The sequence below is a fragment of the Yoonia sp. JB2-21 genome (assembly GCF_055693545.1).
Window position 1 is genome coordinate 3,504,063 of sequence record NZ_JBVFUC010000001.1, and the last position, 13,061, is coordinate 3,517,123.

Below are 13,061 nucleotides of genomic sequence, written 5' to 3' on the forward strand. Positions count from 1 at the left end.
CTTTGTGTCGTGGCCCCAAGACTTGTTTTTGTAGAGAAAAAAGAAGGGGCCGCTCGTGGGCGACCCCTTTGGTTTTTTGCAGAGGGCAGAGATCTAAATCGCTTTGTTTAGGTTTTCGTCAATCTTCTCAAGAAAGCCCATCGTTGTCAGCCACCCCTGATCAGGGCCGACCAGCAGGGCGAGGTCTTTCGTCATGAAGCCACTTTCGACCGTATCAACGATGACCTTCTCAAGCGTGTCTGCAAAGGTCATCAATTCAGCGTTGTCATCCAGCTTCGCGCGGTGCTTGAGCCCGCCTGTCCATGCAAAGATCGACGCGATTGAGTTCGTTGACGTTGCCTGACCCTCTTGGTGCTGGCGGTAATGACGCGTGACAGTGCCGTGCGCCGCCTCTGCCTCGACGATTTTGCCGTCCGGTGTCATGAGTTGTGAGGTCATCAGGCCGAGAGAGCCAAAGCCCTGCGCAACAGTGTCCGATTGCACGTCACCGTCGTAGTTCTTGCAGGCCCAGACGAATTTACCCGACCATTTCATCGCTGATGCGACCATGTCGTCGATCAGACGGTGCTGATATTCAATTCCGATTTCTTCGAATTTATCTTTAAATTCAGTGTCATAAACTTCTTGGAAGATATCCTTGAACCGACCGTCATAGGCCTTCAGGATCGTATTCTTGGTTGACAAGTAAACAGGCCAGCCAAGGTTGAGGCCGTAGTTAAAGGACGCCCGGGCAAAGTCAAAAATCGACGCGTCCAGATTATACATCCCCATCGCCACACCTGCCGCCGGGCTATCAAAGACCTCTTTCTCGATCACGGTGCCATCTTCGCCTACAAACTTCATCGTCAGCTTGCCGGGACCGGGCATCAGGAAATCGGTGGCCTTATACTGGTCACCAAACGCGTGACGCCCGATGACAATTGGGTCAGTCCAACCGGGAACAAGGCGCGGGACGTTTTTGCAGATAATCGGCGCGCGGAAGACAACCCCGCCAAGAATGTTCCGAATGGTCCCATTGGGTGAGCGCCACATCTGTTTGAGGTTGAATTCCTCGACCCGTTGTTCATCGGGTGTGATCGTCGCGCATTTCACGCCAACGCCGATTTCTTTGATCTTTTCGGCGGCATCAATGGTGATCTGGTCGTTGGTTTCATCCCGGACCTCCATCGCGAGGTCATAGTACAGCAAGTCGATGTCCAGATAGGGCAAGATCAGCTTATCTTTGATGAACTGCCACATGATGCGGGTCATTTCATCACCGTCGAGTTCGACGATGGGGTTTTCTACCTTGATTTTCGACATCTTTTGGTCTCCGTGGCGAAGGGGAATCTGGGTTTTGGCATAGACTATCACACCGATTGCGGAAAGCCCTGTATGCATTTGTATACAGATAAGGGAAATGGTAGGCCCGGCAGGACTTGAACCCGCAACCAAAGCGTTATGAGCGCTCTGCTCTAACCAATTGAGCTACAGGCCCCCTTGTGGGTTTTGGAGTACCAGACCGGACCGTTGCGTCAAGACAGGAATGTTGGGCCGTGCCAATTCCTGTTCCCTTTGGCTGGATGATACGGTAACGAACGCCAAACACGACAGGAGCTGCCCCATGACCAAGAAAAACGGCCTGACCTATGCTGATGCGGGGGTCGATATTGATGCGGGCAATACCTTGGTTGAGCGGATCAAGCCCGCCGCAAAGCGCACCGCGCGCCCCGGTGTGATGGCCGGTCTGGGCGGTTTCGGCGCATTGTTTGACCTAAAGGGTGCAGGCTACACCGACCCGGTTTTGGTTGCGGCCACCGATGGGGTAGGGACCAAATTGCGTATCGCGATTGATACCGGAAACGTCGATACGATCGGTATTGATCTGGTTGCGATGTGTGTGAATGATTTGGTCTGTCAGGGCGCGGAGCCACTGTTTTTCCTAGACTATTTTGCTACAGGAAAATTGGAGCTGGACGCGGCGACCCGCATCATCGAAGGGATTGCCGCTGGGTGTGAAGCGTCCGGTTGCGCCTTGATCGGTGGCGAAACCGCCGAAATGCCGGGAATGTATGACGCGGGCGATTTCGATCTTGCCGGCTTTGCGGTTGGCGCGATGGAACGTGGTGCTGAGTTGCCCGCCGGTGTGGTTAAAGGTGATGTGTTGCTGGGGCTTGCTTCGGACGGTGTGCATTCCAACGGCTATTCGCTTGTGCGCCGCATCGTTGATCTGTCAGGCTTGGCGTGGAGTGACGGCGCGCCTTTTGCGGATGGTGAACTGGGTGCGGCATTGCTTGCGCCGACCCGGCTTTATGTAAAACAGGCATTGGCGGCCGTCCGCGCGGGCGGTGTGCATGCCTTGGCCCACATCACTGGCGGTGGTCTGACCGAAAATCTGCCGCGCGTGTTGCCAGACTTGGGTGCTCGCATTGATTTGAATGCTTGGGATCTGCCACCCGTATTTCGTTGGCTGGCGCAGACCGGCGGGATGGCAGAGGCGGAGTTGTTAAAGACCTTCAACGCGGGCATTGGCATGGTTTTGGTCGTCGATGCCGTTAAGGCCGATGCGCTGACAACGCTTTTGGGCCAGGAGGGTGAAACCGTGTACAGGCTTGGTACCGTCGCCGATGGTGAGGGCGTCAGCTACACAGGGACCCTTTTGTGACCAAACGGGTCGTGATCCTCATCTCCGGGGGGCTCAAATATGGTTGCCCTTGCGCACTCGATGCGCGGTGATCATCCGGCGCGACCGGTCCTTGTCTTGTCCAACGACCCTGCCGCGGGTGGCCTTGCGAAAGCCCATGACCTCGATATTCCGTCCTTGGCAATTGATCATAAGCCCTTTGGCAAAGACCGCGGCGGGTTTGAAGCGGCGTTGCATGAAGCGCTAAAATCGGCACGCCCGGACATTATTTGCCTTGCTGGGTTCATGCGTATCCTGACGCCGGAGTTCGTGGCGAAATGGGAGGGTCAGATCCTCAATATCCATCCTTCCTTGCTACCCAAATACAAAGGGTTGCATACCCATGCGCGCGCGTTAGAGGCAGGTGATACAGAACATGGCTGTACCGTTCATGAAGTAACGGCGGCATTGGATGACGGTCCGATCCTGGGTCAAGCGCGGATACCTGTTACGGCTGATGACACCGCAGAAACGCTTGCAAGGCGGCTTTTGCCGATGGAACACGCGCTCTATCCGCGTGTTTTGCGCCAATTTGCACAAGGGGACCGGAGCCCCATAATGTTGCAAGAGTGACCGTCTACTTTCCATCATGGGCCCGATGTCCTATCAGGGTTGGAATGCTCCGCACTTCTTTGCGATTGATGGACCAAAAATGAAAACAATCACCACGACCGCAGACTTGGCCGCGTTCTGCCAAGAGGCTGCAAAACGCGCTTATGTTACTGTTGATACAGAGTTTTTGAGAGAACGAACTTACTATTCCAAGCTATGTTTGGTGCAACTGGCATATCAGGACGACAATGGTGCGGATGCCGTTCTGTTGGACCCGCTTGCCGATGGCTTGTCGCTGGAGCCGCTTTACGATCTTTTTCGTGACCACGGTTGTGTTAAGGTATTTCACGCCGCGCGTCAGGATCTAGAGATATTCTACGTTGATGCCGCCGTTATTCCCGAGCCACTTTTTGACACGCAGGTCGCCGCAATGGTGTGTGGCTTTGGCGAGCAGGTTGGCTATGAAACGCTTGTGCGCAAGATCACCAAGTCAGATCTTGATAAGTCGTCCCGTTTCACCGATTGGTCGCGGCGTCCGTTGACCGATGCGCAGGCGAAATATGCGTTGGCCGACGTGACCCATCTGCGTGATATCTACGAATATCTGTCTGCCCGTCTTGCAAAGTCTGGTCGCAGCAAGTGGGTGGCCGAAGAAATGGCCGTGCTGAAGGATCCAGCCACATATCAGGCGGACCCCGACAACGCATGGAAACGGGTCAAGACACGGACCCAGTCTGGCAAATTCCTCGCGATTGTGCGTGAGTTGGCGCGGTTCCGAGAAAGCTTTGCGCAGGAGCGGAATATCCCGCGCAACCGCGTTTTTAAGGACGATGCGCTGGTTGAACTGGCCTCGACCAAGCCGCAGTCTGAAAAAGATCTTGGCCGGTCCCGGCTGTTATTGCGTGAAGCCCGCAAGGGCGACATTGCCGAGGGTATTCTGGCGGCGATCAGATCAGGTCAAGCTGTCAAGCCCGATGATATGCCACAGGTCGACAACAAGCGGACCAAACTGCAGGTCAATCCGGCACTGGCTGACATGTTGCGGGTGCTGCTAAAGGCCAAGACGGACGATGCCGAAGTCGCACCCAAGCTCATCGCAAGCTCATCCGATCTTGATGCATTGGCGGCGGGTGAACGCGATGTTGTCGCACTCAAAGGATGGCGGCGTGAAGTGTTCGGAAATGATGCTTTGCTGCTGTGTGAAGGGCAGGTTGGCCTAGCCGTGCAAGGGCAAAAGGTCGTTACTGTCACGCTTTGATGTAGACGCGGCGGAGCGGGCGACCTACATCGCCTTCTAGACTTGAACCAAGGGGTATCGGATGGCCAATCCTGATTTTGAAGAGCTTGTGGAGACCTTTGAATTTCTGGACGATTGGGAAGATCGTTATCGCCATGTGATCGACATGGGCAAGGCGATGGACCCGCTCGAAGACGCATTGCGCGTGCCTGCCACCAAGGTCGATGGTTGCGCCAGTCAGGTTTGGCTTGTGCCCAAGATTGAAGGCGACACCTTTACCTTTCGCGGCGAAAGCGACGCGATGATCGTGCGCGGGCTGATCGCTGTACTGATTGCGCTTTATAACGACCAGCCGGTCAGCGAAATCGGCAAGATTGATGCAGCGGCAGAGCTTGGGCGCTTGGGATTGAACGACCATCTGTCGGCCCAGCGGTCAAACGGGTTGCGGGCGATGGTTCAGCGTATTCGCGAGACGGCTGCGGCGGCGATCTAGGACAGGGCTGTCAGCGCGGGCGTCAGATCACCGTAGCCGGTAAAGCGCCGCTCAAACGCAAGGCCCAGCCGGCTGGCGCAGTCTTGCGCTTTGGCAGTCAAATCCGGGTTATCGGTTTGCGCCTGATAGACCAGTTTTTCATAGTTGCCAAAGTACATATCCCGCAGGTCAGGATGGCGGCCTAACCCCAATGGCTCCCACACAAAAGCGTCGAATTGGCGGACCAGAAAATCAGTCAGGTAAAAGGCGGTCATTTCATCGCGGGCGGCGAAAACCGCGTTTCCTTCAAAGAAAGAATAGCAATGCGGCCCGGCAATCATTTCAACGCCCAGTTCGGCACATGCGGACTGTAGCTGACCACCGGTACCGCAATCGGCATAGACCACGAAAAGCTGCTCATATGCGTCGCGATATTTGGCAACGGCGGCACGGACGGCGGGGACGATCCGTTCGGGGTGGTTGTGCAGGATGGCAGGCAGGCATTGCAGATCAAGATGCGCCAGCCCGTTGGCCTCTTTGATCGCCAAAATCTCGCGTGCCAATGCGCCACAGGCTATCAGCAGAACGCGACCTTCGCCCTTGGGGGCAATGCCCTGCGTGGTGAGGGTCGCATCGGTTGTCATGAACGGCTGCTGTATTTTCGCGCTACAAAGGCGGCGCACAAGGCGATCAGGCTAGTCATGGCAAGTGCCGTGGTGCTACCCCCGGTCAGGGCCATCACACCTGCAATGGTTATCCCGGCAAGGGCGATCACGACAACAAGAAGTACGATCAAACGTTCAATTGGCATGGCATCCTCCGTTTGCTCTCAAATAGGAACGCCACGCCAATTTTGTAAGATCAAACGGCTGCGGCACCTTGGTTATGCTTGCGTGCCATAAAGGTCTTGGCCGTTTCGACCGCGACTGCGGCATCACGACAATAGGCATCTGCGCCAATGGCTTTGCCGAATTCTTCGTTCAGTGGCGCACCACCGACCAGCACGACATAGTCGTCGCGCAGACCTTTCTCAACCATCGTGTCGATCACGACTTTCATGTAAGGCATCGTTGTTGTGAGCAGGGCGGACATGCCCAGAATGTCGGGCTTTTCCGTTTCCAGCGCTTCGAGGTAGGATTCGACCGCATTGTTGATGCCCAGGTCGACCACTTCGAAACCGGCACCTTCCATCATCATGGACACAAGGTTCTTGCCGATGTCGTGGATGTCGCCCTTCACCGTGCCGATCACCATCTTGCCCACGCGCGGGGCGCCGGTTTCAGCCAGCAAAGGCTTGAGAATGAACATACCGCCCTTCATGGCATTGGCCGCCAGCAGCACCTCTGGCACGAACAGAATGCCATCGCGGAAGTCATGGCCAACGATGGTCATGCCACCGACAAGGGCCTCTGTGAGAATACGGTAAGGCTCCCATCCGCGCTCAAGCAGGATGTTTACACCTTCCTCGATCTCTTCCTTCATGCCGTCGTAAAGGTCATCGAACATTTGCGCGACGAGGTCTTCGTCATTCAGTTCAGACAGGATGATGTCGTCTTCTTCGTCGGACATGGGCCAAGCCTTTGCAGTGGTTGTAAAAACATTAGTGCGCCTAATTGTGCTATGCTACCTGCTGATTTCCGACACGTCCATGATCGTGACCGACCTGTCATTGTATATGTTCTTGAAACGTTCTAATAATGATTATGGATGATTTACCGGTTCAGAAGTCACATCGCACGCCGGGGCGGGCGGCTGCGTCAAACCCGGATGTGCGGTTTGACAGGTTACGATCCGAGGCGGTGGATGATGGGTGGGGCGCGGAAGAAGACCTGCCTGTGCTGCGCACCGAGGTCACAGATGAAATCGCGCGATCGGTGATCTCACGTAACAGATCGCCTGATCTATCGTTTGATCGGTCGATCAATCCCTACCGGGGGTGCGAACATGGGTGCATCTACTGCTTTGCGCGGCCCAGTCACGCGTTTTTGGGCCTGTCGCCGGGCCTTGATTTTGAAACTAAGCTGATTGCCCGGCCCAACGCGGCAGCACAGCTGCGCAAGGAATTATCTAAGCCTCGCTATGACGCAAAGATGTTGGCGATTGGCACCAATACGGACCCCTATCAGCCGATTGAAAAGAAACGGGAAATCATGCGGCAGGTGCTGGAGGTACTGCGGGATTTCAACCATCCTGTCGGTATCGTCACAAAGGGCACGCTGATTGAACGCGATATTGATATTCTTGCGCCTATGGCGGCCAAAGGTCTGGTGCGTGTCGGGATTTCGATCACAACGCTTGATCCCGCAACCTCGCGCGCGATGGAACCGCGGGTGCCGATGCCAGCGGCCCGGTTGCGGACCATCCGGCGGCTGACCGATGCGGGGGTGCCGGTGCGTGTGATGGTGTCGCCCGTCGTGCCTGCCCTGACCGATCATGAATTAGAAGCGATCCTTGAAGCCGCAAAAGATGCAGGCGCTATCGCTGCATCCTCAATCGTTTTGCGACTGCCGCGCGAGGTGGCTGGGCTGTTCCGCGATTGGCTGGCCGAACACTATCCTGACCGGGCCGCGCGGGTGATGGGCCGTGTGCGTGAATTGCATGGGGGCAAAGACTATGATCCCAATTTCGGCACCCGCATGGTCGGGCAGGGCGAATGGGCCGCGATGATGAAGCAGCGGTTCAAACTGGCCACGCGCAAACTGGGGCTGGACAGGTCTTTGGCACCGCTGAGGACGGATCTTTTTGCGCCGCCGCCGCAAACGGGCGATCAGCTTTCATTTTTCTGATGGTCGGGATTGCTGGGCGCAACGGAGCCTCCGGCGGAGGTATTTTTGAACATGAGAAGATGTGTTCAGCACTTGTTAACCAGCTTTGGGCAATCTGACGCCACGGTACAGGCTGAGGAGCCGATGACCGTAACGTGAGAAGCCCCGCTTGGTCTGATGGCTAACGCGGGGTTTCCTTCATCCCGCTTCACCTTCACATGTTTCCAAATATCTCGGGGGAGCCGCAGGCGGGGGCAGCGCCCCAGCGAGGTGAGCCTAGCCGCGCCGGCGTCGCCCGCGACGTGGGGAGGCCGCGGGACCTGCACCATCTGTGCCGTCAGATGCGGATGAGAACCCACCAAGCGCCTCTGCGATCTGGTCCAGTGATGGCGGCGCATTCTTTGGTCGGGTCTCAAGCGCGGCGCGCATGGCACGCAGATGGTCAGGGGTTGTGCCGCAGCATCCCCCAATGATCGTCGCACCGCAGTCGCGGGCCAGCACCGCATAATCCGCCATCAGCTCAGGAGTGCCGTCGTAGTGGATGTGCCCATCGTGGTACTTGGGTATGCCTGCGTTACCCTTGGCAATAATGGGCAGGGTCGGGGCAGAGGCAGCAAAGCCTAACACGGTCCGCAGCAGATCAGATGCGCCAACGCCGCAGTTCGCGCCAAACCCAAGTGGTTGATGCGCAAGTTTGCCAACCTTTTTCACCATATCTGCTGACGTCAGACCCATCATTGTCCGTCCGGCAGTGTCAAAGCTCATTGTTCCACACCATGGCATTGCGGCCTTTTCGAACGCTTCGGCGGCGGCGGCGAACTCTTCTGGTGCGCTGATGGTTTCCACCCAAAGTACATCTGCACCACCGGCCTTGAGGCCTTCCGCCTGTTCATGAAACATCTCGACGGCGATGTCATGTGTCAGGCTGCCCATCGGGGCCATGATTTCACCGGTCGGCCCGACGGATCCGGCAACAACGATTTTGCGTCCTGATGCGTCGGCGACATCCCGTCCGATTTCGGCGGCAGCTTTGTTCAGTTCATGTACCCGGCCCTCGGCGCCATGAAGTTTGAGACGCGAGGCGTTGGCGCCAAAGCTGTTGGTCAGGAAGATATCACTGCCCGCGTCTGCAGCCCCTTTATAGAGCGCGGTGATTTTTGCCGATTCATCGACGTTCCACATTTCAGGCGCATCACCCGACATGAGCCCCATGTTGAACAGGTTCGTCCCCGTCGCACCATCTGCCATCAGCCAATCGCGGGTCTGCAACAATGTCGAAAGCGCGTTGGTCATGAAATACTCTGCTCTGCTATGTGTTGTCGTCTGCGGTGCCATGTCTGCACCCCAAGTGCAAATGCATAGCTTGCATATTAAAGATGCACGAAATGATAAAACCGCGCTATTACATGCGCGGTTTTATCTATTCTGTTGAAGCGGAAAGCTGGCTTACAGCTCGCTCATGAGTTGGGTTTTGGCTTCGACCATCAATTCTGACATTTTGGTACGGATCGTGGTTTCATCGGCTTTGTCGCCCAGATCACCGGATACTTTGCGGTAGACATCTTCGTCGCCGGCTTCTTCAAAGTCGGACTTGATGACTTCCTTCGCATATTCATCAGCGGCGTCGCCTGTTTTGCCCAGCAACGCGGCGGCCCAAAGCCCTAACAATTTATTGCGGCGCGCTTCTGCCTTGAACTGCATTTCGGCGTCGTGGGCGAATTTGTTTTCAAATGCGTTTTCGCGGTCGTCAAAGGTGCTCATGGCATTGGCCTTTCGATTGGAATGTCTGTTGTCCCAGATATGGCCCGACGGGTGCTTGCCCGCAAGGGGGGCTTGCACTATGACGCCAATAAGACATGGCCTGCTGCGGGCAATGTATGGGGTAAGGGATTGTTATGGCGCGCCGTAAGAAGATTTACGAAGGCAAGGCAAAGGTTCTGTACGAAGGTCCCGAGCCGGGCACATTTGTGCAGTATTTCAAAGATGATGCGACGGCATTCAATGCCGAGAAGAAGGCCGTTATTGAAGGCAAAGGCGTGTTGAACAACCGCTTGTCTGAGTATTTCATGACGGGCCTGGGCCAAATTGGTATTCCCACCCATTTCATCAAACGCCTGAATATGCGTGAACAACTGATCCGTCAGGCCGAAATCATTCCGCTTGAGGTGATCGTGCGCAACTTTGCGGCTGGTACGATGGCCAAACGCATGGGGATGGAAGAGGGCACCGCGTTGCCGCGCCCGGTTGTTGAGTTTTCGTACAAAGACGACAGTCTGGGCGATCCGTTGGTCCCTGAGGAGTACATCATTGCTTTTGGCTGGGCGTCACAGCAGGAAATGGATGATATTGTCAGCCTTGCCTTGCGCGTGAACGACTGGATGTCCGGTGTGATGTATGGCGTCGGGATCAAGCTGATTGATTTCAAGATTGAGATTGGTCGCGTCTGGGACAATGACTTCGCCCGTCTGATCCTTGCTGATGAGATCAGTCCCGACAGCTGCCGCTTGTGGGACATCGAAACGGGCCAAAAGCTCGACAAAGATGTGTTCCGCCGCGACCTTGGCGATCTGAAAGATGCCTACACTGAAGTCGCAAAGCGCCTTGGCGTTATGCCGTCGAATGTGACCCACGCCCCAACCAAGCCGACACTGATCAACTAAGAGGACAAGACCCGATGAAAGCCCGTGTACATGTGATGTTGAAAAACGGTGTTCTGGACCCACAAGGCGAAGCGGTACGCCACGCGCTTGGAAATCTTGGATTTGATGGTGTTGAAGGCGTCCGCCAAGGCAAGGTGATCGAGCTTGATCTTGCTGACGGCACTACCGAGGCGACGATCAACGAAATGTGTGACAAGCTTTTGGCGAATACGGTGATTGAAAGCTATCAGGTCGAGGTGTTGTGATGCGCGCTGCCGTTATCGTTTTCCCGGGATCGAACTGTGATCGTGACATGGCCGTAGCCCTCAAGGCGGCGGGGGCGGACGTCAGCATGGTTTGGCATAAAGACGCAAACTTGCCGAAAGCTGTTGATCTTGTCGCGGTGCCGGGCGGCTTTTCCTTTGGTGACTACCTGCGCTGCGGTGCGATTGCTGCGCAGTCCCCGATTTGCAAGGCTGTTGTTGCCCATGCAGAGCGGGGCGGATACGTGCTGGGCGTTTGCAATGGCTTTCAGGTGTTGACTGAAACAGGTTTGTTACCGGGTGCTTTGATGCGGAACGCCAACCTGAAGTTCGTCTGCAAAACATTTGATCTAAAAGTGGAAACATCGGCATCACCCTATACCGAAGGGTATAATGCCGGTGATACCGTTGGATATCCGGTGGCCCATCATGACGGCAACTACACCGTCGATGATGAAACTTTGGCCGCGTTGCGGTCTGCGGATCGGATCGCCTTTAGCTATACTGACAATCCTAACGGTTCTGTCGCCGATATTGCGGGTGTTCTGTCTGAGAACCGCCGTGTGCTGGGAATGATGCCGCATCCCGAACGCGCGGTCGACGAGGGTCATGGTGGCACCGATGGGCAGGCGCTTTTCCGCGGGCTTGTGGGGCAATTCGCTCAAGCCTGATCTGCGCGCTTGCTGCTGCCCGGGTGTGGCCCTAGACTGTGCAAATGTTGGGGTTTAAGCGTACAGCTGGCGTTAAAGGGCGTGGCAGATGGTATCTGCGGCTGTCTGTACTCGTTCTGAGCCTTTTGGCGGTGATTGTGATCTATGTATCCAATCAGCTGTTGACCCAGCGCTTTACTGAGACGATCAGCAACCGTTCTGAAGTACGCTTGGCGCTCTACGTCACAAACCTGATGAATGAATTGCAGCGTAATTCGGTTGTTCCGCAATTGCTGTCTCGTGATCCCGAACTGATCAACGCGCTGGAAAGCGACAATTATTCGCGTTCGACTGCGCGCCTCTTGTCCTTTGTCGACGAAATTGGGGCCGCCTCACTGACCTTGCTGGATCGCGAAGGTCGTGCGGTTGCCGCGACAAACCGCGAACAAATTGGTGTCGACCATCGCAATACCCCCTATTTTGTTGATGCCCTGCGGAATACGCAGACCGTTTATACGACATATTTGAATGACGAAGGTGCCTATTCTTATGTGTATTCTCGCCAGATTGAGTTTGGGGGCGAGTTGCTTGGCGTGATCATGGTTGAGGTCGACGGTCAGCGGTTAGAGACCGGCTGGGCGGGGGTGTCTGATGCCGTCTTGGTGATGGACAGCGAGGGCACAATCATCATGGCGACAGAGCCGCGTTGGCGCGGTTTGTTGGAAGAAGACGCGCTTGCCCGGCAGTCAGCCCCGTCAGCGATTGAACGAGCGATCCGGGCCACACAAGGGTGGGCGGCATTGCCTGCCGATGCTTACTTGCGTGGAGAAGCGGTGCTGCGTCGTGAGATGCGTGTGCCGCACCAGGGCTGGCGTATGGTTAGTTATACGACCTACACCTCTGTGCGCGAACGCGTAAATGGGATTCTTGCGCTCGAGGTGATGGGATTCGCGATCCTGCTTGCCTTGTTGTTCTGGACTGCATCCCGCCGGACTGCGTCCCGGTTAGTATTTTTCCAACGCGAGTCAGCAGAGCTTCGCGCATTGAACCGCAGGCTACAGCGGGAAATTGCCGAACGTGAGAAGGTCGAAAAGACGCTGCAAGTGGCCGAGCAGACGATTGCGCAATCCTCGAAACTTGCCGCGTTGGGTGAGATGTCGGCGGCGGTCAGTCACGAGTTAAACCAGCCATTGGCCGCAATGAAAACATACCTTGCGGGCGCACGGCTTTTGCTGCAACGCGAACGCCCCGAAGAGGCGCTGTCGTCTTTTCAACGGATTGATGACCTTCTTGAACGTATGGGTGCCATTACCCGGCAGCTGAAATCCTATGCGCGCAAGGGTGCTGATGCGTTTGAACCCGTTGATACAAGGGCTGCGGTGTCTACAGCGCTTGCATTGATGGAGCCGCAATTGAAAACCCGTGCGGTCAATATTATCCGCACATTGCCGGATGAGCCGGTGATGATTTTAGGAGATCGGCTACGTCTGGAGCAGGTGATCATCAATCTGCTGCGCAATGCATTGGATGCGACCAAATCATCGTCGAACCCCACGGTCGAGATTTTGCTGGCTGCGGGCGCGTCTGTCAGCATACAAATTCGCGACAATGGCGAGGGCATTGAAAACCTCGATGAATTGTTCGAACCATTTTACACAACGAAACAACCTGGTGATGGCGTCGGTCTTGGGCTTGCTATCTCCTCGGGCATCGTGAACGATTTAGGTGGGCGTCTCACTGCGCGGAATGCAGTTGATGGCGGGGCTATATTCGAGGTGCAACTGCCGACCATAAGGCAGGATGTCGCCGCGGCAGAGTAAG

At 55.8% G+C, this 13,061-nt stretch carries 14 protein-coding genes, 1 tRNA gene and 1 pseudogene; 9 read left to right on the forward strand and 7 right to left on the reverse strand.

Annotated elements, in window-relative coordinates; translation table 11 throughout:
- Positions 1-93: 93 nt before the first annotated feature.
- Both ACZ1G5_RS17630 and ACZ1G5_RS17635 read right to left on the reverse strand, forming a co-directional pair.
- Positions 94-1,302, reverse strand: coding sequence for an NADP-dependent isocitrate dehydrogenase (locus ACZ1G5_RS17630; RefSeq protein WP_472734075.1), 1,209 nt, complete (start codon positions 1,300-1,302; stop codon positions 94-96).
- A 98-nt stretch (positions 1,303-1,400) separates the two neighbouring features.
- Positions 1,401-1,477: transfer RNA gene (locus ACZ1G5_RS17635), tRNA-Ile, on the reverse strand.
- Positions 1,478-1,603: 126 nt separating this feature from the next.
- Between ACZ1G5_RS17635 and purM the strand changes: the two genes are divergently transcribed.
- The 4 genes and pseudogenes from purM to ACZ1G5_RS17655 all read left to right on the forward strand — a co-directional run bounded on the left by purM (position 1,604) and on the right by ACZ1G5_RS17655 (position 4,944).
- Complete coding sequence (gene purM / locus ACZ1G5_RS17640; RefSeq protein WP_472734076.1) at positions 1,604-2,644, forward strand: phosphoribosylformylglycinamidine cyclo-ligase; 1,041 nt, start codon at positions 1,604-1,606, stop codon at positions 2,642-2,644.
- Positions 2,641-3,235 (forward strand): annotated as a pseudogene (gene purN, locus ACZ1G5_RS17645) (phosphoribosylglycinamide formyltransferase). Before purM ends, purN begins: the two are co-directional and overlap by 4 nt.
- Positions 3,236-3,314: 79 nt before the next feature.
- Positions 3,315-4,472: a ribonuclease D gene (rnd, locus tag ACZ1G5_RS17650; RefSeq protein ID WP_472734373.1), complete on the forward strand. Its 1,158-nt coding sequence runs from the start codon at positions 3,315-3,317 to the stop codon at positions 4,470-4,472.
- A 61-nt stretch (positions 4,473-4,533) separates the two neighbouring features.
- The gene (locus ACZ1G5_RS17655) at positions 4,534-4,944 is read left to right on the forward strand and encodes a SufE family protein (protein WP_472734077.1); all 411 of its coding nucleotides are present in this window, start codon (positions 4,534-4,536) and stop codon (positions 4,942-4,944) included.
- On the opposite strand, the gene ACZ1G5_RS17660 is transcribed toward ACZ1G5_RS17655, so the two are convergent.
- The 3 genes from ACZ1G5_RS17660 to ACZ1G5_RS17670 are packed head-to-tail and all read right to left on the reverse strand — an operon-like array spanning position 4,941 to position 6,492.
- On the reverse strand, positions 4,941-5,567 hold the full coding sequence (locus ACZ1G5_RS17660; RefSeq protein WP_472734078.1) for a DUF1638 domain-containing protein: 627 nt from the start codon (positions 5,565-5,567) through the stop codon (positions 4,941-4,943). The two genes, ACZ1G5_RS17655 and ACZ1G5_RS17660, sit on opposite strands and share 4 nt — an antisense overlap.
- A complete protein-coding gene (locus tag ACZ1G5_RS17665; protein ID WP_472734079.1) occupies positions 5,564-5,734 on the reverse strand; it encodes a hypothetical protein in 171 nt (56 codons plus the stop codon). The genes ACZ1G5_RS17660 and ACZ1G5_RS17665 overlap by 4 nt, the downstream gene beginning before the upstream one ends.
- 50 nt (positions 5,735-5,784) lie before the next feature.
- Positions 5,785-6,492 carry a corrinoid protein gene (locus ACZ1G5_RS17670; RefSeq protein WP_472734080.1) on the reverse strand — a complete coding sequence of 236 codons (708 nt, stop codon included), beginning with the start codon at positions 6,490-6,492 and terminating at the stop codon, positions 5,785-5,787.
- Between the two features lie 134 nt (positions 6,493-6,626).
- On the opposite strand from ACZ1G5_RS17670, the gene ACZ1G5_RS17675 reads away from it, so the two are divergent.
- A complete protein-coding gene (locus tag ACZ1G5_RS17675; RefSeq protein ID WP_472734081.1) occupies positions 6,627-7,709 on the forward strand; it encodes a PA0069 family radical SAM protein in 1,083 nt (360 codons plus the stop codon).
- A 255-nt stretch (positions 7,710-7,964) separates the two neighbouring features.
- Here the strand turns inward: ACZ1G5_RS17675 and bmt are convergent, their stop codons facing one another.
- Positions 7,965-8,981, reverse strand: a complete 1,017-nt coding sequence (bmt, locus tag ACZ1G5_RS17680) for a betaine--homocysteine S-methyltransferase (protein ID WP_472734374.1) — start codon at positions 8,979-8,981, stop codon at positions 7,965-7,967.
- A 153-nt stretch (positions 8,982-9,134) separates the two neighbouring features.
- Entirely contained in the window at positions 9,135-9,449 is a 315-nt protein-coding gene (locus ACZ1G5_RS17685) for a DUF1476 domain-containing protein (RefSeq protein WP_472734082.1), read from the reverse strand.
- Positions 9,450-9,583: 134 nt separating this feature from the next.
- On the opposite strand from ACZ1G5_RS17685, the gene purC reads away from it, so the two are divergent.
- Genes purC through ACZ1G5_RS17705 form a run of 4 tightly spaced genes read left to right on the forward strand, consistent with a single transcriptional unit; the run spans position 9,584 to position 13,060 of the window.
- On the forward strand, positions 9,584-10,348 hold the full coding sequence (gene purC, locus ACZ1G5_RS17690; protein WP_472734083.1) for a phosphoribosylaminoimidazolesuccinocarboxamide synthase: 765 nt from the start codon (positions 9,584-9,586) through the stop codon (positions 10,346-10,348).
- Between the two features lie 14 nt (positions 10,349-10,362).
- Positions 10,363-10,593, forward strand: coding sequence for a phosphoribosylformylglycinamidine synthase subunit PurS (purS, locus tag ACZ1G5_RS17695; protein ID WP_472734084.1), 231 nt, complete (start codon positions 10,363-10,365; stop codon positions 10,591-10,593).
- Positions 10,593-11,261 carry a phosphoribosylformylglycinamidine synthase subunit PurQ gene (purQ, locus tag ACZ1G5_RS17700; RefSeq protein ID WP_472734085.1) on the forward strand — a complete coding sequence of 223 codons (669 nt, stop codon included), beginning with the start codon at positions 10,593-10,595 and terminating at the stop codon, positions 11,259-11,261. Before purS ends, purQ begins: the two co-directional genes overlap by 1 nt.
- Positions 11,262-11,305: 44 nt before the next feature.
- Positions 11,306-13,060 (forward strand): sensor histidine kinase, encoded by a 1,755-nt coding sequence (locus tag ACZ1G5_RS17705; RefSeq protein ID WP_472734086.1) that lies wholly within the window; start codon positions 11,306-11,308, stop codon positions 13,058-13,060.
- Position 13,061: the final 1 nt, after the last annotated feature.